Source organism: Bradyrhizobium sp. GW821-FHT12B03, assembly GCF_058807535.1.
Genome location: NZ_JBXAQU010000003.1, coordinates 81,632 through 105,669 on the forward strand (window position 1 = coordinate 81,632; position 24,038 = coordinate 105,669).

Consider the following 24,038-nt stretch of genomic DNA (forward strand, 5'->3'; position numbering starts at 1 on the left):
TCGTTTCTTGTCCGTCAAAGCCGATAGACGCGCGCTGCGGTGGTCCTGAAAATCGCGTCCTGTTGCTCGGTGCTCAGCGGAGCGGCGGCCGCGCGAAACGCATCGACGAGCTCACGATAGCTGGTCCACAATTTCTCGATCGGGAAATTGGAGCCGAACAGGCAGCGCTCGGCGCCGAAGATCGCGACCGTATCGGTCAATATTGCCGCGATATGCGCGGGATCGTTGCGGTGAATGAACGTGCCGAGCCCGGACAGCTTCGACGCCATGTTCGGACATGCGGCGAGGCGTGCCATTCCCGCGCGCCAGGCCGCGCGGCCTGTCGGCGAAAGATCCTCCAGCATCCCGGCGTGCTGGAGGATGAATGTTACCTTGGGGCAGGCCTCGGCAAGGTCGGCGGCGCCCGGCATTTGTGGCGTGAACACCTGGAGGTCAAAACTCCAGCCGTAGTCGGCGAGGTGTCCAATGTTGCGGCGGATCAAGGGGTCGAGACAGAGATCAGGCCGGGTGGCAAAACGATAGAGCGGGTTCTCGTGCCAGTGCAGTTGCATCCGCACGCCGCGCACGAGCGGGTAACGCTTCAGCCGGTCGAGCTGCGGGCGAACGTCGTCGACGGCGAAATTGGCGTAGGCTACGATGGCATGTGGCCAGCCGTGCTCGTCGGCCGTCTGCTGCACCCAGGCCGCCTCGTCCTCGAAACGGTCATTGGCCCAGTTGGTCTGGACGTAGACCGAGCGGGTGACGCCGGTGCCCTTGAGGTCGTCGAGATATTCCTGGATCGGATAGTCGCGCCGGATCGGCTCGTAGGGTCCGAAGATGCGCGGCTGCATGGGGCCGGTCAGCCAGGGCAGGTCGGCCTGCCGCCAGATGTGATGATGCCCGTCGACAATCTCGGTCACGCAACTCTCCTTCCCAGTGCCAGTACATGTGCGACGATCGACGCGCTCGATCCGCCGTTGACGAGATCGTCGACAAAACGTTCGATCGCAACCAGCGCCTCGGTCTGCGGACGGAAACCCGGTCCTGTCGCGAGCGGCGTCAGCCAGCTCACGCGCCAGGCCCGGCGCGACAGCTTTGCCACCGCGTCGCGCAGCGCATCGACTGCGCCGCGCTCCAGCCCGTCCGAGATCACGATGACGGCCGCCCCGCGCGCATAGCCGCCAAAGCGCGGCACGGCGAGGAAGGGTTGCAAGGCATCGCCGATGCGGGTGCCGCCGTCCCAGTCGCTGACGAGGTGTGCGGCCGCGTTCAGCGCCTGCTCGCGGCGTTTCAGCCGCAGCGCGCGGGTGACGCGCGTGAGGCGCGTGCCGAAGGTGAAGACCTCGACATTGGGCGCGGCCTGCACCAGCGCATGCGCGAGCTTCATGTTCTCCTCGGTGCGGCTCTTCATCGAGCCTGAGACGTCGATCAGCAGCAGGACTTTTCGCGGGCGCTGCCTGCGCTTCAGGTGGCCGAGCCGAAGAATCTCGCCGTCGCTGCGGACGCTGTCGCGCAAGGTCCGGCGGAGGTCGGCAAACGGTCCGCGGCGGGCGCGCATGCGGCGATGGCCACGTCGCCGGGGCAGGCGCTTGGGCGCCTCTCGCGCCAGATGGCGCAGCGCGTCGGCGCTGGAGAGCTGGGCGAAGCGGCGCTCGACCAGCGCCTCGGTGCGCGTCGCGGTCAGGCCGGACTCGTTGGCGTCATCGGAGAGCAGCGGCTCCTCGTCGCCGCGGCCTTCCTCCTGCAGCCGGACGGTCTCGTCGTCCTCGCCGTCGTCGGCATGCGCGATGGCTTCGCTGCCGCTGAAGTGCAGATCGAACAGCCGGTCGAAGGTCGCGCGTCGCTCCGGCGGCGGGGCGAGGGTGGCCAGCGCCGCCTGCCTGACATCCTTGAGGTCACGCGGGCCGAGCAGCGCGATCGCGGAGAGGAACGCGGTGGTCTGCTCCGGGGCGACGGCAAAGCCGTTGACGCGCAGCAGGGCGACGAAGGAGACGAATACGCGGGCGGCCCGTGGAAGCTGCGGCTCGATGTTCATGCAGTGACCTCCGCGAGCAACGCGTCGAGCCGGGGCGAGATGAAGTGCAGGTCTTCCTCATCTTTCAATGCCACGCCGATCGAGCGCTTGAAGGCATCAGGCCAGCGCGCGCCGCCCTTGTTGAGAAGGGTTGCGGCCTCAGCCCAGTCGACGGCCTCGGCAATGCCAGGCGCCTTGCTCAGCGGCTCGCGCCTGAGCTTGCCGACGGCTGCGACGACGGCGCGTGCGGTCGCTTCCGCAACGCTGGAGGCGCGCAGCATCACGATGCGGGCCTCGCGCTCTTCGGTGGGATAGTCGATCCAGTGGTAGACGCAGCGGCGGCGCAGCGCCTCGTGCAGGTCGCGCGTCCGGTTTGAGGTGAGCACGACGACGGGGCGCTCGGCGGCGCGCACCGTGCCACGCTCGGGGATGGAGATCTGGAAGTCGGAGAGGAATTCCAGCAGGAAGGCTTCGAACTCCTGATCGGCACGGTCGATTTCGTCGATCAGCAGCACGGTCGAGTCGGGCGCGCGCAGCGTGGCGAGCATCGGCCGTTCGATCAGGAACGTCTCGCCATAGATGTCGATGCTCTCGTCGCCGGCCTGGCGGATCGCGAGCATCTGGCGCGGGTAGTTCCACTCGTAGAGCGCGGCGGAGGCGTCGATGCCTTCGTAGCATTGCAGACGGATGAGGCGGCGGCCGAGCACGGCGGCGATGGCCTTTGCCGCTTCGGTCTTGCCGACACCCGGCGCGCCCTCGAGCAGCAGGGGCTTGCCGAGGGCGAGGCCGAGATAGGCGGCGGTCGCGAGCCCCTCGTCGGCGAGGTAATAGGCCGCGCGCAGCGCCTTCTCCAGCGCTTCGGGGCTGTCGATGCCGACGATGTTGCTGCGGACCGCCATTGCAAAACCTCTAGCGCCGCGCCTGCGGTCGCGCGCCGCCCTGGGACTTGATGGCGCGCAGCACTTTTTCCGGTGTGATCGGCAGATCGTCGATGCGGACGCCGACCGCGTTGAAGATCGCATTGGCGACGGCCGGCAGCACCGGATTGGCGCACATCTCGCCGGGACCCTTGGCGCCGAACGGACCGTCAGGCGCCGGGCGCTCCAGCACGGCGATGTCGTGCGGGCAGATGTCGCCGGGGCCGGGCATCAGATATTCGACGAAGTCGCGGGGGCCGTGAACGGGGTCGGGATAGTAAGGCTCGGGCGTCTCGTAGAGCGCGTGGCTGACACCCATCCACGCGCCACCGACCAATTGCTGCTCGACCAGGCGCGGGTTGAGCGCGCGGCCAAGCTCATAGGCGGAGTCCATGCGCACCATGGCGACCTCGCCGGTCTCGTCGTCCACCTCGACCTCGGCGACCAGACAGGCATGGGCGTAGCAGGTCGCCGGCGACATCTCTCCGGTCTCCGGATCGACATTGGAGAGAGGGACGAGGAAGATGCCGCGACCCGAGATGGTCTTGCCTTGCTTGAACTGCGCGGCGATCGCGACGTCCTTGGTCGAGATCGACCGGTGCGGCGCGCCCTTGACGTGGATGTTGCCGCGCCCGTCGGTCTCGAGATCGGCGGCGTTGACCTCCAGCTCCTCGGCGGCGGCCTCCATCATCACGCCGCGTGCCTCGCGGGCGGCCGCCATCACGGCGTTGCCGACGCGGTGGGTGCCGCGCGAGGCGAACGAGCCCATGCAGTGCGGGCCGGTATCGGAATCCGCCGTGTCGACATAGACGTCCTCGACGGGCACGCCCAGCGTCTCGGCGCAGATCTGCCGTGTCACCGATTTCATGCCCTGACCGAGGTCGATCGACGACAAGGCCACCGTGAACTTGCCGCTCGGATTGGAGTGAACCAGGGCCTGGCTCGGGTCGCCGCCGAGATTCATGCCGATGGGATAGTTGATCGACGCCATGCCGCGTCCACGATGCCGGGTCATCTAGCGCCTCCTGGTGCCGAAGACGGAGGAGAAGCGGGTGGCGCCATGTGAGGGCGCTGCGGGCCGCGGTGAGGGCGGTGGCGGAGAAGGTGGTGGCGGCTCGCGCGGCGGTTCGCGGCTGACGGTCGGCGGAAGCCGGTCATAGCTGGTGCGCTGCTGGACCGGCGCGGTCGGCCTCGCGCGCGAAGAATCCGTCGGGGTCGGCGGGATGACGGCGCGGCTACCGCCGCCGTCCTTGCGCGAGGACGCCCGCTTGAACTCCTCGCGGAGCGGCCATTTGGCTTTTTCGGCCGCGACCTGGACGCATTCGATCAGCGCGGTGTTCTTGGCTTCGCGCCGGTGCGCCTTCATGTCGCCGTCGCGATAGGCGTTCAGGATTCGGAACTCCATCGGGTCCATGCCGACGAGGTTTGCCAGCTTGTCCATCTGGCATTCGATCGCAAAATCCATCGCCGTGACGCCGAAGCCGCGCATCGCGGTGGCAGGCGTCCGGTTGGTGAAGACGCAGTAGACGTCGCCATAGACGTTCGGGATGGTGTAGGGACCGGGCAGGTGCGCGGCGCATTTCACGGCGGCGTAGCTGGACAGCCGCGTATAGGCGCCGCTGTCGAAATAGGCGCGGATCTTGCGCGCGACGATGCGGCCGTCGCGCATCACGCCATCCTTGATGTAGATGCGCTCGGCGCCCCGCGGCGGGCCATATTGCATCTCCTCCTCGCGGCCGAACACGTAGCGCACGGGCCGCCCGGTCAGCATCGCGCCGAGGATGGCGAGCGGTTCGGTCAGCGTGTCCACCTTGCCGCCGAAGCCGCCGCCGACGGTGCCCCCGATGAAGTGGAAGGTGTTGGACGGCACGTCCAGGATCTTGGCGCAGGTGTCGACCGAGAAGAACAGCGCCTGCGTCGAGGTGTAGACGACGTAGCGGCCGTTGGTGTCGGGGGCGGCGATCGCACCATTGGTCTCGGTCGGCGCGTGCTCGATTGGCGACATCTGATAGCGCTGTTCCAGCACGTGATCCGCGGCCGCGAGCGCCGCATCGGCGTCGCCGAAACGCAGGCGCTGGTGGTCGTAGACGTCGTGATAGGTAAAAGTGTTCTTCGGGTAGGTCTCGTTGACCACGGGCGCGCCGGGCTTCAGCGCCTCCTCGACGTCGAACACCGACGGCAGCACCTCGTAGTCGATCTTGACCTTGGCGATCGCCTCGAAAGCCTCGCGCTCGCTGTCGGCGACGATGGCGACGATCGGCTCGCCCTTGTAGCGGACCTTGTCAACCGCCAGCGACGGCTCGTCGTCCTTGCCGAAATTGATCAGGCTCAGCAGCGTGTTGAGATTAACAGGCACGTCAGTGCCGCGAATGATCCGGCGCACGCCGGCCGAGCGTTCGGCCTCGGTGGTGTCGATGCGGCGAATCCGGGCGTGGGTCTCGGTCGAACGGACCACCTTCAGATGCAGCATGCCCTGCAGCTTGTGGTCGTTGAAGTAGCTCGACGTGCCCGTGACATGGCCGAGCATGTCCTGGCGCTGGGTGCCCTTGCCGATCTCCTTCAGATTATCGTCGCGCTCGTCGGCGAAGATGTCCTTGCGCAGTTCCAGCATGATGGAGATCCTCAGGCACTCGCTCGGCCGCCGGAAGCAGCGAGGATGGCGTCGATGATGGGCTCGTATCCGGTGCAGCGGCAGATATTTCCCGAGATCGCCTCGATCACCTCGTCGCGGCTCGGCGAGGGATTGCGGTCGAGCAGCGCCTTTGCGGCCATCAGCATGCCCGGCGTGCAATAGCCGCACTGGGCGGCAAAATGGTCGGCAAAGGCGCGCTGGAGCGGATGCAGGTTCGGGCCCTGCTTCATGCCGTCGAGCGTCTCGATCGCGCGGCCGGCCACGGTTTCCGCCAGCGTCAGGCAGGAGAGGTGAAGCTCGCCGTCGATCAGCACGCTGCAGGTGCCGCAGCCGCCCTGGCCGCAACCGAATTTGGGCGTCATGTCGCCGATCAGTTCGCGCAACGCGACCAGGAGGTTGGTGCCACCATCGACGAAGATCGCGACGTCGCGGCCATTGTGACGAAATTGCAGGGGGATTTTGGACATGGGGCTCTATTCCTGTCCCGACAGCAGACGGCGCAGATGCACGCCGACGATCTCGCGGCGATACCATGCGCTGCCGAGCGCGTTGTCGGAGGGCGATGTTCCCTCGGTCGCAGCGGATGCGGCAGCCGCGATGGTCGCGGCATCCAGCGAGCGGCCCTCGAGCGCGCGCTCGGCTGCGCGCGCGCGGATCTGCGTCGGCGCCATCGATCCCAGCGCGATGCGGGCGCCCGCGATCCGGCCGCCGCTGACCGGCAAATGCGCGGCAAGGGTGATGACCGAGCCGCCCTTCGGCTTGATGCGCGCGATCTTGCGATAGTGGAAGGCCTCATTGCTGGCCGGCCGGGTGCAGGAGACCGACAGCACCAATGTCCCGGCCTGCCGGTCGCGTGCCTGCAAAAACTCCTCGATCGGGATGTCGCGCGCGCCGAAGCCGCCTTGCACGGCGACGGTGGCATCGAGCGCCAGCAGCGCGACGGTGAAATCACCGTAAGGGTTTGGCGCAAAGAGATTGCCGCCCACAGTTCCCATGTTGCGCACGGCGGGGCCGCCGATCGAGCGGGCCGGGGCATGCAGGAATCCAAGGTCGCGCTCGGCAAGCACGCGCGCGAAGGTCACGCCCGCGCCCAGCGTCACGCGCGGGCCGGATGCCTCGATCCGGGTCAACGCCTGGTCCTGGGCGCGAACGACGGTCGAGATCGCAACATCGCCCTCGTTCAGCGCGCGCATCACCAGCGTGCCGCCGCCGAGATAGCGCGCGCTGCGGTCCGAGGACAGCGCCCCGGCCGCCTCGCTGGCGCTGGTGAAAGTCTTCACTGTCACGGCCATGATTATGCGGCCTCCTTCAGGTGCCGGCGGATCGCCTCGAATCCGGCCTGATAGATGTCTTCGGCGACCATGTGGGTGATGCGGTCCTTGTCTTCCGGCCTGGTGCCGAAGCGGGACTCCCAGTGCCAGAAGGTGCGGTCGCCGTCGGTGACCGGCAGCAGCCGGACATGGGCTACGTAATTGAACATCGGCACGGGCGTATCGAGCAGGCAGTAGCTGAAGGACTGTTCCAGATCGGACAGCGCCAGGAGCTGCTCCCGCAACTCGGAGCCATCCTTCAGCTTGAAGCGCCTGACACAGCCGATCTTGTCGGAGGATTGTGCGCGCTCGATCGTGGAGGTCGCAACCGCCGGGTGCCAGCGGTCATGTCCGTTGAAATCGCGCAGCACGGTCCAGACCGTGTCGGTCGCTGCATCCAGGATCGTGCTCTTGACGATATGCGGCACGGTCAGCCTCCGAACACACGTTTCAGCGCGTCAAAGCCGCCCTGGAACACGCCGCCACCGATATTGCCGACGAGCTCCGCTTCCCGCTCGGGGGCGCAGTCGAACTCGGCGGTCCATTCCATGAACGTCTGGTCTCCGTCGGTGACGGGCGTGAGCCGCAGGGTGGCGACGTAGTTCTCCACGCCCATTGGCGATTCCAGAATCGAATAGGTGCAGAACATGTCGTAGTCGGAGAGGCCGAGCAGCTTCTCGCGGATGCGGTCGCCGTTGCGCAGGCGGAAATCTCTCACACATCCGATCTTGTCCGAGGGCTCGCCGCCCTCGATCCGGCTCTCGGCGATTGCAGGGTGCCAGTTCGGCAGGCCGTTGAAGTCGCGCACCCGCGCCCAGACGCGGTCGTTGCGGGCATTGACGACGGTGGAAACGTAGACGCGGGCCATGAACGCGATCCTCAGCTCTTCTTCCGCGGCCCGCGCTCGGCCGGCGGTTCGCCGCCGCCCTCGGTCGCAGGCGGGGAGGCGGCCGGCTTGTCGCCGCCACCGCCACCCTTGCGCGCGGACTCCTTGATGCCCTGCATGTCGCGGGCCTCGCGGATCAGGCCCGGCATCTTGGCGAGGCTGCCACCCTCGACGCCGATATCCGCCAGAAGCGAATCGATCAGCGGCGCCTGCACGCGGTAGCGCAGCGCCGAGTCGATCACCTCGTCGGTGGCGCTGCGGCCGCCGTTGCCGCCGCCATGGCCATTGCCGTTGAGCCCGTCGACCTGGAGGATGCGGATGCCCTCGATCTTCTCCATCGGCTTGACGCTTTCGCGCACGATGCCCTCGATGCGGTCGAGCAGCTTCCGGCGGAACAGCGAGTAGCGGGCCTGGTCGGTCAGCACGTTCTCGGCCTCGTTGAGCAGCCGCTGCGCCTCGGCCTCGACGGCCGCGCGCACGCGCTCGGCCTCGGCGCCAATTCGGGTTTCCTCGGCCTGCTTCTCGGCGAGCAGAATTTCCACGGTCTTGCGACGTCTCGCGATCTCGTTCTCGCGCGCGGTGATGACGCGCTCGGTGGCCTCCGTCGCGTGCATCCGCGCTTCCTCGGCCGAGGCCTTGGCCGCGGATTCCTCCAGCGATTTCAGGTGAATCGCGATCGCCTTCTCCATCAGAACGGTCTCGACCTCCTTCTCGCGATTGACCTCGAGCTTGCGCAACTCGCGCTCGCGGCCGATGCGGGCCTCGTCCAGGCCGCGATCGGAGGCGATCCGTGCCCGCTCGACCTCCTCGCGCGCGGCAATCTCGGCTTCCTGGAGCGACTGGACGCGGGCGACTTCGAGCTGCTCGATCGCGCGGCGGCGCTCGATCCGCGCCGCCTCCAGCGCCTGCTCACGCGAGACGTCCGTGGTCTCGACATCCTTGCGTGCGACGATCTCGGCCTGCTTGACTTGGCGGTCGGCGTCGATGCGCTCGGATCGCTTGGTGGAGAGCGCGATGACGCGGTCCTCGTCCGCGATCTCGATCGCCTTCTTCTGCTCGATATTGAGCACTTCGCGCTTCTTGGACGAATTGATCCGCTCGGATTCCAGAGCGAGATCGACGCCGATGCGCTGGCGCTCGATCGCGTCGCGTCGCTTCAGCTCGGCCGCCTCCAGAACGCCGGTGCGCTCGATCTCGAGCGCGCGGGTTTCGCGCTCGGCCTGGATGCGCTCGGCCGCCACGGTCTTCTCCTGCGCAATCCTGGCGGCCTCGATGGCTTCGCGCGAGGCGATGTCGGCTTCCTCGACGGCGCGGTTGCGGGCGATCTCCAGCGAGCGCACCCGTTCTTCCTGGGCGATGCGGGAGGCCTCCGTGGCCTCGCGCGCGGCGATGCCGGCGACGTCGAGCGTCTGGTTGCGCTCGATCTCGAGCTGCCGCGTGTTCTGCTCGGCGGCGATCCGCTCGGCGGCAAGCGTCCGCTCGCGAGCGATCCGGGCGGCCTCCACCGCGCGCTGGGCCTCGATCTCGGCCTCCTGGATCGTCCGCACCTGCTGGATCTCCAGCGCGCGGATGCGCTCGTCCGACGAGATACGTTCGGCATTGACGATCGTGGTCTGGGCGATGCGGGCCTTTTCGGTCGCCTCGCGGGCGGCGATCTCGGCCTCGTCCACGGCGCGCGTCCGCTCGATCTCGCGGCGCCGCGTCTCTTCCTCGTTGGCGATACGGGCGTCGGTCACGACGCGATCCTGCTGGATACGCGCCTTCTCGATCGCCTCGCGGGCGGTGATCTCGGCTTCCTCGACGGTGCGCATCCGCTCGATCTCGCGCTGGCGCACCTCGCGCTCCGAGGCGATGCGGCTGGTGTCGATCGAGCGCTGGTTGGCGATCCGGGTCTTCTCGATCTCCTCGCGGGCGAGCAGTTCCTTCTCCTCGATGGTGCGGGTGCGCTCGATCTCGCGCTGACGCGTCTCGCGCTCGGATGCGATGCGCGCTTCCGCGATCGCCTGGTCGTTGGCGATGCGCGCCTTCTCGATGGCCTCGCGCGCCGAGATCTGCGCCTGCTCGGCCTCGGTCTCGCGCAGCGCCCGCTCGCGGGCGACCTCGGTGCGTTGCAAGGCGCGGCGCATCTCGATGTCGCGCTCCTGCTCCAGGCGCGCGGTCTCGCTCTCGCGCTCGATGTCGAGGGCCTGCCGCTCGGCCTCCAGATTGCGGGTGCGGATCTTGATCATCGAGTCCTGCTCGATGTCGTTGCGCAGCTTGCGCCTGGCCTCGATGTCCTCCATCAGCCGCGTCAGACCTTCGGCGTCGAAACGGTTCGAGGGATTGAAGAACTCGAGGTCGGTCTGGTCCAGATCGGTGATCGCGACCGACTCCAGCTCGAGCCCGTTCTGGGCGAGCGCCTCCGCCGCGTTGGCCTTGACGCGGGCGACATACTCGCCGCGCTGCTCGTGCATCTGCTCGAGGGTCATTTCGGACGCGACCGAACGGATTGCGGAGATGAATTTGCCGGCAAGGAGAGTGTGGAGCTGTTCCGGCTCCATGGTGCGGCGACCGAGCGTGGCGGCGGCGATCGAGACGGCTTCGCGAGTCGCCTGGACCCGGACATAGAAATCGGCCTCGATGTCCACGCGCATGCGGTCGCGAGTGATCACGGCGTCCTGCCGGGAACGCACGATGCCCATCGGCTGCACGTTCATGTTGACCGGCGTGTAGTCGTGAATGAAGGGCAGCACGAAAGCGCCGCCATTGATCACCACGCGCTCGCCGAGGAAGCCGGTCCGGACGAACGACGTCTCCTTGGAGGAGCGATGGTAGAGCCAGTTCACGATGTAGACCGCGACGACGATCACGACGATCGCGACGATCAGCCAGAGGATCAACTCGCCGACCAATATCCCTGACATCTTGTCCTCCCTCGAACCTTAAAGGCGTTACCGCGCGCCGATCGCCTTGAATTGACGTACCTGTTCCGTCAGAGCCCGCTCCACAGGCAGTCGCTCCATCGAGGACGCGCCGTAGAAGCCGTGACAGTTGCGGGTGTTCTTCATGATGAAATCGGCATCCGCGGGATCGGCGATCGGCCCGCCATGCGCGAGCACCAGAATGTCCGGATTGACGCTGAGCGCGGCCGAGGCCCAGGTGTCGATACGCACCGGGCAGTCCTTCAGTTTCGTGGCGGTCTGCGCCCCGATCGTGCCGCCGGTGGTGAGCCCGAGATGGCAGACGATGATGTCGGCCCCCGCGATCGCCATCGCGGCGGCTTCGTTCTCGCTGAAGACGTAAGGTGTCGTCAGCAGGTCCTTCTCGCGCGCCTTCGCGATCATGTCGATCTCGAGTGCATACGACATGCCGGTCTCTTCGAGATTGGCGCGGAAGGTGCCGTCGATCAGGCCGACGGTCGGAAAGTTCTGCACGCCGGCAAAGCCGAGTGCCTTCAACTGGTCGAGGAACACGTCCATGTCGCGGAACGGATCGGTGCCGTTGACGCCGGCGAGCACCGGCGTCTTGCTGACGACGGGGAGCACTTCGCCGGCCATCTCCAGCACGATGGCGTTGGCATCGCCGTAAGCCATCAGCCCGGCGAGCGAGCCGCGGCCGGCCATGCGGTAGCGGCCCGAATTGTAGATGACGATGAGGTCGACGCCGCCGGCCTCTTCGCATTTGGCAGACAGGCCGGTGCCGGCGCCGCCGCCGACGATGGGCTCGCCGCGTCGTGCCATCTCGCGGAACCGCTTCAACAATGCTGCGCGTTCAAACCGGGCCATCGGTCACCTCGCTCGTCGCCGGCGCGCCCCGCTGCGGCCGAACAGGGTTCGGAACGCAGCTGCGATGGTGGAGGCGAACTCGGGATCGTTGATGTTCTTGGGGACGCGTATGAGCTGACGGTTGGCGGTCTGTCGCACGGAGCGTTCCAGCGCGCGGAACAGAGCCGTGTCGGCATCCGGATCCCAAAATGGCTGCCCTCGAGCGTCGAGCGCGGAGACGCCGCCCTCGGGCAGGAAGAAGCGCACCGGTCCATCCATCTGGTTGAGCCGCTCAGCGATCCAGCGGCCCATGCGCTCGTTCTCCTCGGCAGTGGTTCGCATCAACGTGACCTGCGGGTTGTGGACGTGGAATTTGCGGCTGCGGTAGCGCTCCGGAATGGTCTCGGGAGCGCCGAAATTGACCATGTCGAGCGCGCCCACCGAGCCGACATAAGGCAGGCGGCCGCGGATGATCGCGCCGAGGCGATCGTCCGTCGCCGGGAACACGCCCCCCATCAGGAGATCGCAGATCTCCGTGGTGGTGAGGTCGATGACGCCCGCAAGCTGCCCGGACTCGACGAGCTTCTCCATCGCCCGGCCGCCGACGCCGGTGGCATGGAAGACCAGGCACTCAAAATCTTCTTGCAGCTCGGCGGCAATCTTCTGCACCGCCGGCGTGGTGACGCCGAACATGGTGATGCCAACCGATGGCAATCCGACATCGCCTCGGTCCTTTCGCGCATGCTGATCGAGGCGCGCTTTGACCATGCCGGCCAGCGCATTGGCGCCATTGGCAAGGACGGCGCGCGAGATCGAGTTGAGACCCTGCACGTCGGTGACCGAATGCATCATGGTGATGTCGGCGGCACCGACATAGGCCCCGACGTCGCCGGAGGCGACCGAGCAGATGATCAGCTTGGGTACACCGACCGGGAGGGTCCGCATTCCCGGTGCGACCAGCGACGCCGCGCCGGAGCCGCCCGCCGAAATCACGCCGGCAACATTGCCCTGGCGCCGCAGCCAGTTGGCGAAAGCGTCGGCCATGGCGGTCACGGCGGCGCCGCGGTCGGGCCCGAACACCGCCGATCCGCCCCGGGCATGATTCAAGGCGATCTCCTGCGCCGAGACGTCGCTGGTGGCGTGCCTGCCGCTGGTGGAGACGTCGACCAATCGTGTGCGCAGGCCGCTTGCGGCGATAATGTCGCGGATGAAGCGAAGCTCCGTGCCCTTGGTGTCGAGCGTGCCGACGACGAGGACGGCCGGCGGTCCCTGGGTTTGCGTCGCGACCGGCTCGCGCCTGCGCCGTGCGGTCTCCTCGAGACGCGTCACCTGTGTCGAGATCGTGCGTGCGGCGGCTTCGATGCGGGCGATCGGCACCGGCTGCGACCAGCGGGTGGGCGGTGTCGGGTTGGAGACATAGATTCGGATCGGGCCGCCCGGGCGCGCCGGCTGCGGGGCGGGCTTCGCCTCGGTCCCCGCCGCCGGCACGTCGATGTCGGGCTCGAGCGCCGCATGCAGCCCGACGCCGAGCAGGCGCTGCTGGAGCTCGCGATCGGCGGCAAGCCGCGCCGAATCGATGATGCGGTTGATGCGGCCGTTGACCATGATCGCGACGTTGCGCGAGACCGCGGTGGCGACGCCGATGTTCTGCTCGATCACGAGCACAGCCATGTCGCCGTCCTCGCCGAGCCGCAGCAGCATCTCCTCGACCTGCGCCACGATGACGGGGGCGAGCCCCTCGGTCGGCTCGTCCATGATCAACAAGTGCGGATTGGTGAGCAGCGCGCGCGAGATCGCGAGCATCTGCTGCTCGCCGCCGGAGAGCTGGCCGCCGCCATGATCCTTGCGCTCGGCGAGACGCGGGAAGGTGTCGTAGATGCGCTCGACGGTCCAGGCCCCGGATCGCATGCTGCCAGCGAGGTGCAAATGCTCGTCGACGCTGAGCGAGCGCCACAGCCGTCGCCCCTGCGGCACGTAGCCGACGCCGAGACGTGCAATATGGGCGGGCGTGCGCCGCGTGATGTCGTCGCCGCGGACACGGATCGAGCCGCCGCTGACCGGCACCAGCCCCATGATCGCCTTGCACAGCGTGGTCTTGCCCATGCCGTTGCGGCCGACGACCGAGAACACGCCGCTTTCCAGGGTGAGGTCGACGCCTTGCAGCGCGTGCGAGTGACCGTAGTAGACGTCGAGGCCGCGGACCTCGAGCGCGGCATTGGGCCGGCGGGCCTCATTCATGGCCGCCTCCGAGGTAAAGCTCCTGCACCTCGGGATCGGACTGGATCTCCTCCGGCAGGCCTTCCTTGAAGATGCGGCCGTTGTGCATCATCGTGACGCTCTCGACGACGCGCAAGGCCACGTCCATGTCGTGCTCGATGATGATGTAGCCGATATGGGCGGGCAGCGAGGTCAGGATCTCGATCAACTCGGCACGCTCGGTCGGCGACAGGCCCGCGGCCGGCTCGTCGAACAGCACGAAGCGCGGTGCGCCGGCGAGCGCCAGCGCGATCTCGAGCTGGCGCTGCTGGCCATGCGCGAGCTCGGCGACGCGCTGATCCTTCACCGCGGTCAGGTGCACGGCCTGCACGAGATTGTCGGCCGCATGCATCAGCGCGTCGTTCTGGCTCGGACGCAGGAACGAGAAGCGTCCGCGCGAGACGCCACGGCAGGCGAGATAGACGTTGTCCTGCACGGTGAGGCCGGGGAACAGCGCCGAGATCTGGTAGGTCCGGCGCAAGCCGCGGCGGATGCGCTCATAGGGCGGGAAGTGGGTGACGTCCTCGCCGAAGAAGCGAATGGTTCCGGAAGAGGGCGGGAAGTCGCCGGTGATGCAGTTGAACAGCGTGGTCTTGCCGGCGCCGTTCGAGCCGAGCACGGCGCGCCGCTCGCCCGGGCGCACGGTGATGGTGACGTCGGTTAGCGCCGCCAGCGCGCCGAACAGGCGGGTGACGCCGCGCAGCTCGAGCGCGGCGCCGGCGCCGACGGCGGAGAGGCGTTGGGCGACGCTATCCATGGCCGTGCGCTCCGCCCGAACGGCCCGTCGTGGGGCGATGGCTCCGGCGCCAGCGCTGCCACAGGCCGATGACGCCGTCCGAAGACCAGAATACGATGGCGAGGAAGCCGAGCCCGATCAGCAGCCGGAAGCGGTTGCCGTCGAGCCCGAACTTGATCAGGATATCGAGCGCGAAGGTGCGCAGCAGCACGAAGATCAGCGCGCCGATGAAGGGACCGATCGGGCGCGTGATGCCGCCGACCACGGCGATGATCAGCACGTCGATGCAGGCACCGACGCTGACCGAGCCCGGCGAGATCTGGCGGTAGTTCCAGACCTGAAGCACGCCGGCGAGTGCCGCGACGAAGGACGCGAAGGCATAGGCGGCGACGCGGTGCGCATTGACGTTGAATCCGAGTGCGGCCATGCGGCGCGGATTGTCGCGCACGCCTTGCAGCGCCAGTCCGAACGGTGCGCGGGAGATGTAGTCGACGGCGAAGTAGCACAGCGCGGCGACCGCGAGCACGACATAGTAGAAGGGAATGTCGGCCCGCCAATTGACGCCCCAGAAATGCGGCGTGGCGACGGTGTTGATGCCGGTGTGGCCGTTGAAGATCGCCCAGTTCTGGTTGGTGAAATAATAGAAGGCCGCACCGATCGCGAGCGTGATCATGATGGTGTAGATGCCTTCGGTGCGGACGGCGAGCGCGCCGCCGAGCGTGCCGAAGATGGTCGCGAGCGCGAGCGCCATCGGGACCGCGAGCCACCAGGGCCAGCCGAGGCTGATATTGGCGTTACCGCTGACGCCGAACACGGCGACCATGTAGGCGGCAAAGCCCGCGATGGTGAGTTGCATCAGGCTGACCATGCCGCCATAGCCGGCCAGGAACATCATGCTCAGCGCCATGGTGCCGAGGATCAGCGTGGTGGCGAAGATCTCGATCAGAAAGAAGCCGTTGGCGATCAGCGGCATGATCAGAAGGACGAGCGCGACGATCCAGGCCGCGGGATTGTCGATCTCCGGCCATCCACGCAACGCTGGGCGCTGCGCCGCGGTGGCGGGACGAACGGTGACGCGGGCGTCGTGGGCGAGGGACATGTCAGCGCCTCGCCAGGAGGCCCTGCGGCCGGATTGCCAGCACCAGCACCATGATCAGGAAGGTCACGACGATGGCGTAGGTCGGGATGTAGACCGAGCCGAGCTGCTCGGCGAGGCCGATGATGAGCGCGCCGAGCGCCGCACCGGGGATCGAGCCCATGCCGCCGACGATCACCACCACCAGCGAGGCCAGCAGGAAGCGGATGTCTTCGCCGGGGGACAGCGACTGGAAGGTGCCGCCGACGACCCCGGCGACGCCGGCAAGCCCGGCGCCGAACGCGAACACCAGCACGAAGACGAGCTGGATGCGGACGCCGGTCGCGGCCAGCATGTCGCGGTCGTCGACGCCTGCGCGGATGATCATGCCGATCCGGGTGCGGTTGAGCGCGAGCCACATGCCGACGCCGATCACGACGGATGCCGCGAAGATCACCAGCCGCACCACCGGATATCGGAGGTAGACCGGCTCGCCTGAGGATTTCACCGCCGTGATCAGCGGCAGGTCCATGGGTCCGATCAGCCAGCTCGGGGTCTGGATCTGGTAGAAGTCGCCGCCGCAGGCCCAGAGCATCAGGTCGGCAAACACGATCGAGAGCCCGATCGTCACCATGGTCTGCCTGAGGTCCTGGCCCTCCATGCGGCGGAATACGATGAGCTGAAGCAGGACGCCGACCAGCGCCGTCAGGAGGAAGGCGACGATGAAGCTCAGGATCCAGGAGCCGGTGGCTGTGCTGATGGCGTAGCCGACATAGCCGCCGAACAGATAGAGCGAGCCGTGCGCAAGGTTGACGTTGCGCATCAGGCCGAAGATCAGCGTGAAGCCGCTCGCGACGAGGAAGTAGAGCCCGCCGAGCGTGATGCCGTTGAAGACGGCGTTGAGGAAGACGCGCTTGCGGCCGATCGCCTCTTCGAGGCCCGGCGGCCAGACCGCGAAGACCAGCCAGAGCGCGACGGCAATCGCAATGATCACGATCAGCGCCCAGGCGGGATGGCGTTCGATGAAACGGCTCATGTGCGCCGCCCGCTTGTCCAGGCAGCGCGCCGAAACTTCACCGAATGCAGGTCAGACAGCCTCGCAGCGGCTGCTCGCCTCGCCATGAACGTGCGCTCCCGTCGTCGCGACCATCTCGGGATCGCGTTGCGCTCATCCTAGCGGGGCTCGAAGAGGGACGTTTGATCGTGAGTATCTTTTCGCGCGGCGGTCAGGCGCGCAAGACCTTGGCGGCGCGACGATAGTCGGTCGGAGCCATCCCCACATTGGCGGCGAAGAAGCGCGTGAAGCCGCTTTGCGAGGAGAAGCCGAGATCGAAGCCGATATCGGCGATCGGTGCCTCGCTGGCGACCAGCGCTTCGAGCGCCTGTTCCATGATCAGCGTGTTGAGATAGAGGTTCGGCGTGACGCCGGTCTGGACGCGGAATAGCCGGTAGAAGTGCGGTCGCGACAGGCCGGATTCGCGCGCGATCGTGTCGAGCTCGATCTCGGCGCCGGGGCTCTCCGACATCATCTTGATGCATTTGCGCACGCGAAAATCGGTGACCGAGCCGTTTGCCCGCGCATCGCGCGCGGTCTCCGCCTGTTGCCAGCTTTCGTCGTAGCAGATGTCGATCAGCCGCCGGAGCTCGGAATCGAGGCTGGAGAGCGATGGTGCGCCGCACACCAGGGCGGCGGTCCGCCGGATATGCTTGTCGAGCGCGACGGTGCGCTTGAACTGCGTGCGGCCGAAGCGCAACCGGTCGGTACCGGATGCATCGGGTGCAAACCATTCGGGATTGACGTAGAGCACGAAGAAGATCGCGCCGCCGTCGAGATCGTTCGGCAGAAAATTGTGCGGCTCCCAGGGATTAACGGCGACGACGGAGGTTTCGGTGAGATCATGGTGTCCGCCGGAGACATCGATGCATGCAGGCATGCCGCCGACATGGAAGATCAGATGACCTTCACGATGCGCGTGGATATTGAAAGGGCGGTTCAACTGATAAACCGTCGCCCGACCGAACCGGCCGTGGAAGACGGCGAGCGCACGGCTCATGCCTTCCCTCCCGAATGTTCTTGTCTTTTCGGCCAGCGTTCAACAACGCCGCCGAGATTGCAAGAGCGGAGAGCGCTTGCGTCAGCAAGTCGCTCCCCGCTCATGTGTCGCCGATGCGATGCGTCAGTATTTCTTACATTCCGGCACGCTACGGCTCGGGAGGCCGATCTTCGAGAACACGGCCGGATCGTAGCCGAGCGTCTGGTTCACGTTGGGGATCACCTTGACGACCTTGCTGAACAGCGCGCCCTTGCCATCGTCGACGACCTCGGTGACGAAGTTGGTGCCGATCGCCTGACGGTTGGAGTCGAGCTTGATCTTGCCGTTCGGCGCGTCGAGCTCGATCTTGGCGAGCGCAGTCCTGAACTTCGACTGGTTGTCGCCCAGATCGCCATTCACCTCGCGCAGCGCCAAGATCAAGGCCATTGTCGAGTCATAGTAATTGGTCGCAAGCAGTGACGGGCTTGGAAAGCGCTTGTTGGGCGGGAAGGCGTCCTGATAGGCCTTCACGAACTTCTGCCAGCCAGGATCCTCCCAGGTATCGGCCTGGCCGCTCGCTGCGATGGTGCCGATCAGCGCATTCTTGGCGTTTCCTTTCGACGACAGGATGGTCTGGTCGATCATGATGGAACCGCCCATCAGATGCGCCTTGCCGCCGGCCTGCTGATACTGGTTGAGGAAGTTGACGGCATCCGCACCGCCGAGCCCGAGATAGATGGCATCGACATCGTCGGGCAGGGCGGCGATGACGGAGGCGAAATCCTTGGTGCCGAGCGGCACCCATTGCCGGTTGGTCACCTGTCCGCCGGCGCCGCAGAATTCGAGCACGAGGCCGAACACCTGGGTGTAGATGAAGGAATAGTCCTCGCCGACGGTTGCGATCTTGCGATACTTCTTTTCCTCATAGGCGTATTTGCCGAGGCCGACCTGCCACTGCGCGCCGTCCATGTTGTAGCGGAAGAAGTTCGGGGCGGGATCGACATAAGTCGTTTCCTGCGCGCCGGAGGCCGCATTGATGAAGGTCAGCTCGGGGTGGGTCTTTGCAAAGTTCTTTACCGCAATGCCCTCGTCGCCGGAGAGCGGCGACAGCAGGATCTGCACCTTGTCCTGCTCGATCAGCTTGCGGACGGCGCGCACTGCCGAATCCGGCGTCGCGTCGGTCGAGGCCACGATGAATTCAAGTTCCTTGTTGCCGACTTTCTTGCCCAGCACGTTGAGTGCCGTCTGGTGACCGCGCATGCCGTCCTCGCCGAGCACCGTGTAGGTGCCTTCGAGGGTTGCGGTCACGCCCACCTTGATCTTTTCCTGGGCGATCGCCGCGCCCGAAAAAAACAGGCTGCTCAGCGCGAGCAGTCCCACACTGCATTTCGACATTGTGCTCCTCCCTGTGTCGTCGCTTTGTTGCCGCGCCGAACCGGCGCGACGCCCGTGGCTCTCGAGCGGCCCGTGGCTTTGGAGGGAAGCTAGCCGAAGTCGAATGCGGTGCCTGCGTGGGCGCCTCGTCCGGTTTGACGGGCAGTCTCATTTTTGAATGTTGCGGCGCAAGTGATTTTGCGGTGCAATCGGCGACGGTGCGGCGCCGTGATGCGCCCGCTGACTGGCAGTCGCCGCGTTCATGTCCGTCGACGCGGCTTGCGCCGCAGAGAGCCGGTGCAGGATCGCCGTGGTGACCCCGGTGTCAGGAGCGCATTCGCATCGACAGTTTTCTACGAGACAACCCGCCGCAAATTCGAACTCGTAGTATCAGTGTCACGTGCAGCTAGGGCTGGTGTTCGACATGAGCTCGGATTGCATTGGTCGTCGTTTCGATCCAGCCATGCTCACGAGCCTTCGCGACCATGTCGGCGTAAGCCGTGTCCCATGCCCTGTCGTTAGGCCGTCCGGGCAGTGTCGGGGCCAGGTTGACGGGGACAAGCACGTTGTTGTCATCGACGAAGGTGATTCCTCTCATCGTGGCAGATCGCGCGGCGGCCTCGCCTTGCAGCACCAGCTTGAATTTGCCGAAGTCGGACGGCTCTGCCAGCCGGACCTCGTCAGACGTGCATGTAATGATCATCGCCCGACCCTCCGTGCCGTATCCATCACGAATGCAGCAAGGTGCGCAAGGCGCCTTGGAAGTTGACCAGCGGACCGCCATCGCCGCCGCGCGTCGCCACGATCCGGCCGATAAAGATGCCGTGGGTGCCCACCGCCTGATGCTGGTAGAGCTCGCATTCGACCACGCCGATCGCATCCCGCAGCACGGGTACGTCGAGCAGGCCTTGATCCCAAGGCGCCGTCGCAAAGCGCTGAGCACCCTTGACGCCATCGCGGCCGGCGAACCGCAGTGCCAGATCCTGCTGGCCGCTGCCAAGCAGGCTGATCGCAAAACTGCCATTGGCGAGGATCGCGTCGTGGGTTTCGGAGCTCGCATTGATCCCGACCAGCAGACAGGGGGGATCCATGCAGAGCGAAGTGACCGAGCTGACCGTCAGCCCGCGCCGGCTGTTGTCCGCGCCGGTTGCCACGATGGCGACGCCGCCGGCCAGATTGCGCATGGCGCGCCGAAATTCTGCCGCGTCGATCGAGTGGCGATCGGCCCCTTGCGGAAAGGTCTGGCAGGCCATGGCCATCATCTCCGGAGTTGATGACGTCAAGCCGACACGGCTTCGCCGACGACCTCGCTGCGGCCGCTGCGCAGTTCCTTCCGGATCGCCGGGATGATCTTGCTGCCCCACAGCTCGATCTGCTTGAGCATCGTGCGCTGATCGAAGTCGCCGAGCTGGGTCTGGACGGCAATGTGGGTGGGCTTGAGGATGCTGATCTCCTCGAGCATGCGGTCGATCACCCGGTTGACGCTGCCGACCGGAAGGTTGCTGCGCATGGTCTCCAGGCTCATATCGTTCGGGCCAGCTTCTTCCTTGATCAGATAGCCGTCGTCGCTCTGCGCCCGTCGGAACTTCAGGCTTTCGGACAGCCGTCGCTGGAAGCGGGCGTTGTCGAGATAGGAGGTGACCTCGCTGTCATTGTCGCTGGCATAGGCGCAGCGCAGGAAGCCGAAGCGGGTGTCGTCGATCGCGCGGCCTTCCCTGGCTGCGATACCCTCGAGCCGCTCGCGAAGCGCCTTGATGGCGTCGACGCCGTTCAAGAGTGCCGTGACGAACAGATTGTGGTTGTCGCGGATCGCCCGACCCAGCGTCTCGGCATGTCCCGACGTCACCCAGATCGGCGGCATCGGCTTTTGCACGGTGCGCACCGCAATCGCGGTCGGCGGGATGTTGAGATGCCGGCCGGCATAGGAGAAGATTCGCTCCTGCATGCCGGCGTGCAGCACGTCGTAGAACTCCGCGAAAAGCGAATGCGAATCCTTGAGGTCGACGCCGAAGCGGTCGAACTCGAACTGCTGATAGCCCGAGCCGATGCCGAGATCGAGGCGGCCGTTCGAGACCGTGTCGGCAAAGCCGATCTCGCCGAGCAGGCGCGCGGGATGATAGAGCGGCAGCACGCAGACCGCGGTGCCGAGCCGGATCCGTTGGGTGAGCCCGGCGCAATGCGCCACCATCATCAGCGGCGAGGGGCACAGGCTGTAATTGTTGAAATGGTGCTCGGCGTACCAGGCGGTATCGAACCCGGCGGCTTCCGCGGCAACCGTCTGCTCGACCGCGTTGTTGATGACCTGCTGTGAGGTCTGATGATAGCCGCGCTGCTGCGCCAGAATGAAGACGCCGAATTCCATGGGGTGTAGTCCTCCGTCACGTTTGTTGGATCAAAAGTTACGGCCTTGAGATTTTTCGAACAATTGGCGTAATCTGAGCATCTCTTTTGCAAAATCTGAAAAGATCGATGAATCGCCTCCAGGCCATGGAATTGTTCGTCAGCACTGTTCGCGAAGGCAGCTTCTCCGCCGCCGGGCGCCGGGCCGGGCTCTCGCCGGCGTCGGTGTCGCGCCATGTCGGGGAACTCGAGGCCCAGCTCGGCGTGCAACTGATCAATCGCAGCACCCGTCATCTCGGACTGACCGAGGCCGGCAAGATCTTCTTCCAGCGCACCGAGCAGGTGCTGCACGGCATCGAGGATGCCGAAGCCGCGGCACTCGCCTTGCAGAGCACGCCGCGCGGGACGCTGCGGGTGCACTCGCGGACGCTGTTCGGCATCAAGGTGCTGTCGCCGCTGATCCCGCAATTCCAGAAGCTCTATCCTGAACTGAAGGTCGAGTTGCGGTTGTCGGAGCGGCGCGTTCAGCTTCGCGAGGAGGAGTTCGACATCGACTTCCAGATCGCCGCGCCCAAGGATCCCGGCCTGATGCAGCGCAGGCTGGTGCGGAGCGAACGCATCCTGGTGGCCTCGCCGGATTACGTTGCGCGCATGCCGCGGCTCCGCGGGCCCGATGATCTCGCCGGGCACAACTGCCTGACCTACTGGATGGGGCCTGACGACGTGGTGTGGAAGTTCATGCGCAAGAGCAGGCTGCGCGAGATCGTCGTGCCGGCCTCGTTCAGCAGCAACAACGGCATCATCCTGTGCGACCTCGCGGTGCGCGGACACGGCATTGCGCTGCTCGACGACTACACGGTGGCGGACGAGACGAAGAGCGGCAGGCTGGTGCGCCTCCTGCCGGGGTTCCGCGTGACGAACTCGACCTTCGACGAGGGCATCTACGCCACGTTCCAGCAGAGCAGCTATTTGCCGGAGAAAATCCGGGTTTTCGTCGACTACATGGCCGAGGGCGTGCCGCGGCTGATCAAGCGATCGGCCTAGCGCCGCGCAGCGCCGTCAGCGCGCGCCAAACCTGTGGGCCGGCAGCCCCTTCACGCCGAGACCTTCGACGGCGAACAAGCCCCCGGCGCCCGGACTGTCATCGGCGAGATGCGTGCTGCGCGAGATCGACGTCACGTAGAGGATGTCGAGGCCGGGGCCGCCGAAGGTCACGCTGGTCGGATGGCGGACCGGCATCTCGAGCTTGCGTACCATCGTTCCATCAGGAGCGAACCGTGCGATGGCGCCGATCCGCACCAGCACGGTCCACAGATGGCCGTCCGCATCGACCGTTGCGCCGTCGCCGCCGGAGCCGTGCGCGTCCATGTCGGCGAAGACGCGCTTGTTCGCGAGGGGGCCATCGTGGCGGTAGTCGTAAGCCCAGATCACGCGCCGCGCCGTGTCGGCCAGATAGAACGTCCGGCCGTCGGGGCTGAAGCAGGGACCGTTGGTCACCGCAAGATCGGACTCGAGCTGTTCGATCGCCCCCGATTCATCGACGCGATAGAGGCCACCGAGCGGTTTCTCATCCTCGGCCCGCCCGCCCTGCATCGTGCCGGCGACGAAACGTCCGAACGGATCGGCCTTGCCGTCGTTCAGGCGGAGCATCGGATGATCGAGGCCGATCGAGGGGCCCGCGGTCAAAGCCCGCGTCCGGAAATCATAGTGCGCAAAGCCGTGACGTAGCGCCAGCACCGCGCGGTCGTCCCGCGCCAGGGCCAACGATCCGATCGGGGCGGGCACCGGAAGTTGCTCGATCGCGCCGGTCGCAGGCGACAGTTTTCGGATCAATCCTGCGAGCGAATCGACCCAGATCAGTGACTGGGTTCGATCGTCCCAGACCGGGCTCTCGCCGAGCTGGTCCGTGGTCGCTCCGATCCGGCTGATGCGCGGGATTGCGTTCATCGGGGCATCCCGTCGATCTCTTGGCCAGAGCGGGCTTGACCGGTCGGTCGGTGAAAAACTACGTTCATTTGCACATATGCTCCGTGTCCAGGTCAGATTGCGGGTTCAATGGTTGAATTGTCGACGACAAAGGACGGAGTAGCCAACCAGGCGGAGGCGTCCGATCGCGTCCTGCAGATTCTTGCCGAAGCCGGACGGCTGTTCGCCACCAAGGGCTTCGACGGCACGTCGATGCGCGACATCGCGGTGGCCTGCGGCATCTCGAAATCGTTGCTGTATCATCATTTTTCGAACAAGGACGAGATCTACGCGCGCGTTGCGGTCGGGTCCACGCTGGAACTTTACCTGTTCGTGCGCGATCGCATTCCCGACGGCCCGCCGTCGCAGAAGATCCGCGCCTTCATGATCGCCACAGCCGAATATTTCCGGCGCTACCGCTGGGCCTGGATCGCGTCGACGACTGCGTTCTGGAACGATCCCGACCGTCACCGGCAGAAGGAGCGGATGACGCGCCGCGACCGGTTCGAGAACTTCCTGCGCGGACTGATCCAGGAAGCGATCGACGCCGGCGAGATCCGCAAGCTCGATGTTCCCATGACCGGGCGGTTGATCCTGTCGTCGCTCAACTGGATGCATCGGTGGTACAATCCCAACAAGTCGGCGACGCCCGAGCAGATCGCCGACATCTTTTTCGACATGGTGTTCAACGGTCTGCGCGACGGCGTTCCCGGAAGTCCGCCGGCAGCCGTGCCGCCGAAACCGTCCCGGCGAAAGGCGCGCAAGGCGCCGTGACGGC

23 protein-coding genes are annotated in these 24,038 nt (G+C 66.2%); 2 read left to right on the forward strand and 21 right to left on the reverse strand.

What is annotated here, in order from left to right:
- Positions 1 to 14: 14 nt before the first annotated feature.
- The 20 genes from AC1RUR_RS07510 to AC1RUR_RS07605 all read right to left on the reverse strand — a co-directional run bounded on the left by AC1RUR_RS07510 (position 15) and on the right by AC1RUR_RS07605 (position 21,317).
- Positions 15 to 899, reverse strand: coding sequence for an amidohydrolase family protein (locus AC1RUR_RS07510; protein ID WP_492842472.1), 885 nt, complete (start codon positions 897 to 899; stop codon positions 15 to 17).
- Positions 896 to 2,014, reverse strand: a complete 1,119-nt coding sequence (locus tag AC1RUR_RS07515; RefSeq protein ID WP_492842473.1) for a vWA domain-containing protein — start codon at positions 2,012 to 2,014, stop codon at positions 896 to 898. The genes AC1RUR_RS07510 and AC1RUR_RS07515 overlap by 4 nt, the downstream gene beginning before the upstream one ends.
- Entirely contained in the window at positions 2,011 to 2,892 is an 882-nt protein-coding gene (locus AC1RUR_RS07520) for an AAA family ATPase (RefSeq protein ID WP_492842474.1), read from the reverse strand. Before AC1RUR_RS07520 ends, AC1RUR_RS07515 begins: the two co-directional genes overlap by 4 nt.
- 10 nt (positions 2,893 to 2,902) lie before the next feature.
- On the reverse strand, positions 2,903 to 3,925 hold the full coding sequence (locus AC1RUR_RS07525; protein ID WP_011086158.1) for a xanthine dehydrogenase family protein molybdopterin-binding subunit: 1,023 nt from the start codon (positions 3,923 to 3,925) through the stop codon (positions 2,903 to 2,905).
- Positions 3,926 to 5,521, reverse strand: a complete 1,596-nt coding sequence (locus AC1RUR_RS07530) for a xanthine dehydrogenase family protein molybdopterin-binding subunit (RefSeq protein ID WP_492842475.1) — start codon at positions 5,519 to 5,521, stop codon at positions 3,926 to 3,928.
- Positions 5,522 to 5,532: 11 nt separating this feature from the next.
- The gene (locus AC1RUR_RS07535) at positions 5,533 to 6,009 is read right to left on the reverse strand and encodes a (2Fe-2S)-binding protein (RefSeq protein ID WP_492842476.1); all 477 of its coding nucleotides are present in this window, start codon (positions 6,007 to 6,009) and stop codon (positions 5,533 to 5,535) included.
- A 6-nt stretch (positions 6,010 to 6,015) separates the two neighbouring features.
- Complete coding sequence (locus tag AC1RUR_RS07540) at positions 6,016 to 6,834, reverse strand: FAD binding domain-containing protein (RefSeq protein ID WP_492842477.1); 819 nt, start codon at positions 6,832 to 6,834, stop codon at positions 6,016 to 6,018.
- 2 nt (positions 6,835 to 6,836) lie between these two features.
- Entirely contained in the window at positions 6,837 to 7,280 is a 444-nt protein-coding gene (locus AC1RUR_RS07545) for an SRPBCC family protein (RefSeq protein ID WP_492842478.1), read from the reverse strand.
- Between the two features lie 2 nt (positions 7,281 to 7,282).
- Positions 7,283 to 7,720 (reverse strand): SRPBCC family protein, encoded by a 438-nt coding sequence (locus AC1RUR_RS07550; protein WP_106952325.1) that lies wholly within the window; start codon positions 7,718 to 7,720, stop codon positions 7,283 to 7,285.
- A gap of 11 nt (positions 7,721 to 7,731) precedes the next feature.
- Entirely contained in the window at positions 7,732 to 10,641 is a 2,910-nt protein-coding gene (locus AC1RUR_RS07555) for a flotillin family protein (RefSeq protein ID WP_492842479.1), read from the reverse strand.
- A gap of 27 nt (positions 10,642 to 10,668) precedes the next feature.
- Positions 10,669 to 11,502, reverse strand: coding sequence for a phosphoenolpyruvate hydrolase family protein (locus AC1RUR_RS07560; protein WP_492842480.1), 834 nt, complete (start codon positions 11,500 to 11,502; stop codon positions 10,669 to 10,671).
- Positions 11,503 to 11,505: 3 nt separating this feature from the next.
- Positions 11,506 to 13,719 (reverse strand): ABC transporter permease, encoded by a 2,214-nt coding sequence (locus tag AC1RUR_RS07565; RefSeq protein WP_492842481.1) that lies wholly within the window; start codon positions 13,717 to 13,719, stop codon positions 11,506 to 11,508.
- Positions 13,712 to 14,494 carry an ABC transporter ATP-binding protein gene (locus AC1RUR_RS07570; RefSeq protein ID WP_492842482.1) on the reverse strand — a complete coding sequence of 261 codons (783 nt, stop codon included), beginning with the start codon at positions 14,492 to 14,494 and terminating at the stop codon, positions 13,712 to 13,714. The genes AC1RUR_RS07565 and AC1RUR_RS07570 overlap by 8 nt, the downstream gene beginning before the upstream one ends.
- Positions 14,487 to 15,572 (reverse strand): branched-chain amino acid ABC transporter permease, encoded by a 1,086-nt coding sequence (locus AC1RUR_RS07575; RefSeq protein WP_492842483.1) that lies wholly within the window; start codon positions 15,570 to 15,572, stop codon positions 14,487 to 14,489. Before AC1RUR_RS07575 ends, AC1RUR_RS07570 begins: the two co-directional genes overlap by 8 nt.
- 1 nt (position 15,573) lies before the next feature.
- Positions 15,574 to 16,584 (reverse strand): branched-chain amino acid ABC transporter permease, encoded by a 1,011-nt coding sequence (locus AC1RUR_RS07580; RefSeq protein ID WP_492842484.1) that lies wholly within the window; start codon positions 16,582 to 16,584, stop codon positions 15,574 to 15,576.
- A 190-nt stretch (positions 16,585 to 16,774) separates the two neighbouring features.
- The gene (locus AC1RUR_RS07585) at positions 16,775 to 17,602 is read right to left on the reverse strand and encodes a helix-turn-helix domain-containing protein (RefSeq protein ID WP_492842485.1); all 828 of its coding nucleotides are present in this window, start codon (positions 17,600 to 17,602) and stop codon (positions 16,775 to 16,777) included.
- Positions 17,603 to 17,725: 123 nt separating this feature from the next.
- Complete coding sequence (locus AC1RUR_RS07590) at positions 17,726 to 18,976, reverse strand: ABC transporter substrate-binding protein (protein ID WP_492842486.1); 1,251 nt, start codon at positions 18,974 to 18,976, stop codon at positions 17,726 to 17,728.
- Positions 18,977 to 19,361: 385 nt separating this feature from the next.
- Positions 19,362 to 19,658 carry a hypothetical protein gene (locus AC1RUR_RS07595; RefSeq protein ID WP_492842487.1) on the reverse strand — a complete coding sequence of 99 codons (297 nt, stop codon included), beginning with the start codon at positions 19,656 to 19,658 and terminating at the stop codon, positions 19,362 to 19,364.
- A 25-nt stretch (positions 19,659 to 19,683) separates the two neighbouring features.
- A complete protein-coding gene (locus AC1RUR_RS07600) occupies positions 19,684 to 20,208 on the reverse strand; it encodes a flavin reductase family protein (RefSeq protein ID WP_492842488.1) in 525 nt (174 codons plus the stop codon).
- Between the two features lie 26 nt (positions 20,209 to 20,234).
- Complete coding sequence (locus AC1RUR_RS07605) at positions 20,235 to 21,317, reverse strand: LLM class flavin-dependent oxidoreductase (protein ID WP_492842489.1); 1,083 nt, start codon at positions 21,315 to 21,317, stop codon at positions 20,235 to 20,237.
- Positions 21,318 to 21,424: 107 nt separating this feature from the next.
- Between AC1RUR_RS07605 and AC1RUR_RS07610 the strand changes: the two genes are divergently transcribed.
- On the forward strand, positions 21,425 to 22,339 hold the full coding sequence (locus AC1RUR_RS07610; RefSeq protein WP_492842490.1) for a LysR family transcriptional regulator: 915 nt from the start codon (positions 21,425 to 21,427) through the stop codon (positions 22,337 to 22,339).
- Between the two features lie 15 nt (positions 22,340 to 22,354).
- Here AC1RUR_RS07610 and AC1RUR_RS07615 read toward each other — a convergent pair whose 3' ends face one another.
- On the reverse strand, positions 22,355 to 23,242 hold the full coding sequence (locus AC1RUR_RS07615; protein WP_492842491.1) for an SMP-30/gluconolactonase/LRE family protein: 888 nt from the start codon (positions 23,240 to 23,242) through the stop codon (positions 22,355 to 22,357).
- A gap of 108 nt (positions 23,243 to 23,350) precedes the next feature.
- On the opposite strand from AC1RUR_RS07615, the gene AC1RUR_RS07620 reads away from it, so the two are divergent.
- The gene (locus tag AC1RUR_RS07620) at positions 23,351 to 24,034 is read left to right on the forward strand and encodes a TetR/AcrR family transcriptional regulator (RefSeq protein ID WP_492842492.1); all 684 of its coding nucleotides are present in this window, start codon (positions 23,351 to 23,353) and stop codon (positions 24,032 to 24,034) included.
- The last annotated feature ends 4 nt before the right edge of the window (positions 24,035 to 24,038 follow it).

Excerpts from the sequence above, each read along its gene's own strand:
- AC1RUR_RS07530 (WP_492842475.1), bottom strand. The coding sequence starts at position 5,521 with ATGCTGGAACTGCGCAAGGACATCTTCGCCGACGAGCGCGACGATAAT.
- AC1RUR_RS07525 (WP_011086158.1), bottom strand. The coding sequence starts at position 3,925 with ATGACCCGGCATCGTGGACGCGGCATGGCGTCGATCAACTATCCCATC.
- AC1RUR_RS07620 (WP_492842492.1), top strand. The coding sequence starts at position 23,351 with ATGGTTGAATTGTCGACGACAAAGGACGGAGTAGCCAACCAGGCGGAG.
- AC1RUR_RS07575 (WP_492842483.1), bottom strand. The coding sequence starts at position 15,572 with ATGTCCCTCGCCCACGACGCCCGCGTCACCGTTCGTCCCGCCACCGCG.
- AC1RUR_RS07560 (WP_492842480.1), bottom strand. The coding sequence starts at position 11,502 with ATGGCCCGGTTTGAACGCGCAGCATTGTTGAAGCGGTTCCGCGAGATG.
- AC1RUR_RS07615 (WP_492842491.1), bottom strand. The coding sequence starts at position 23,242 with ATGAACGCAATCCCGCGCATCAGCCGGATCGGAGCGACCACGGACCAG.
- AC1RUR_RS07600 (WP_492842488.1), bottom strand. The coding sequence starts at position 20,208 with ATGGCCTGCCAGACCTTTCCGCAAGGGGCCGATCGCCACTCGATCGAC.
- AC1RUR_RS07550 (WP_106952325.1), bottom strand. The coding sequence starts at position 7,720 with ATGGCCCGCGTCTACGTTTCCACCGTCGTCAATGCCCGCAACGACCGC.
- AC1RUR_RS07535 (WP_492842476.1), bottom strand. The coding sequence starts at position 6,009 with ATGTCCAAAATCCCCCTGCAATTTCGTCACAATGGCCGCGACGTCGCG.
- AC1RUR_RS07555 (WP_492842479.1), bottom strand. The coding sequence starts at position 10,641 with ATGTCAGGGATATTGGTCGGCGAGTTGATCCTCTGGCTGATCGTCGCG.
- AC1RUR_RS07580 (WP_492842484.1), bottom strand. The coding sequence starts at position 16,584 with ATGAGCCGTTTCATCGAACGCCATCCCGCCTGGGCGCTGATCGTGATC.
- AC1RUR_RS07520 (WP_492842474.1), bottom strand. The coding sequence starts at position 2,892 with ATGGCGGTCCGCAGCAACATCGTCGGCATCGACAGCCCCGAAGCGCTG.
- AC1RUR_RS07590 (WP_492842486.1), bottom strand. The coding sequence starts at position 18,976 with ATGTCGAAATGCAGTGTGGGACTGCTCGCGCTGAGCAGCCTGTTTTTT.
- AC1RUR_RS07610 (WP_492842490.1), top strand. The coding sequence starts at position 21,425 with ATGAATCGCCTCCAGGCCATGGAATTGTTCGTCAGCACTGTTCGCGAA.
- AC1RUR_RS07540 (WP_492842477.1), bottom strand. The coding sequence starts at position 6,834 with ATGGCCGTGACAGTGAAGACTTTCACCAGCGCCAGCGAGGCGGCCGGG.
- AC1RUR_RS07595 (WP_492842487.1), bottom strand. The coding sequence starts at position 19,658 with ATGATCATTACATGCACGTCTGACGAGGTCCGGCTGGCAGAGCCGTCC.
- AC1RUR_RS07605 (WP_492842489.1), bottom strand. The coding sequence starts at position 21,317 with ATGGAATTCGGCGTCTTCATTCTGGCGCAGCAGCGCGGCTATCATCAG.
- AC1RUR_RS07565 (WP_492842481.1), bottom strand. The coding sequence starts at position 13,719 with ATGAATGAGGCCCGCCGGCCCAATGCCGCGCTCGAGGTCCGCGGCCTC.
- AC1RUR_RS07515 (WP_492842473.1), bottom strand. The coding sequence starts at position 2,014 with ATGAACATCGAGCCGCAGCTTCCACGGGCCGCCCGCGTATTCGTCTCC.
- AC1RUR_RS07585 (WP_492842485.1), bottom strand. The coding sequence starts at position 17,602 with ATGAGCCGTGCGCTCGCCGTCTTCCACGGCCGGTTCGGTCGGGCGACG.
- AC1RUR_RS07570 (WP_492842482.1), bottom strand. The coding sequence starts at position 14,494 with ATGGATAGCGTCGCCCAACGCCTCTCCGCCGTCGGCGCCGGCGCCGCG.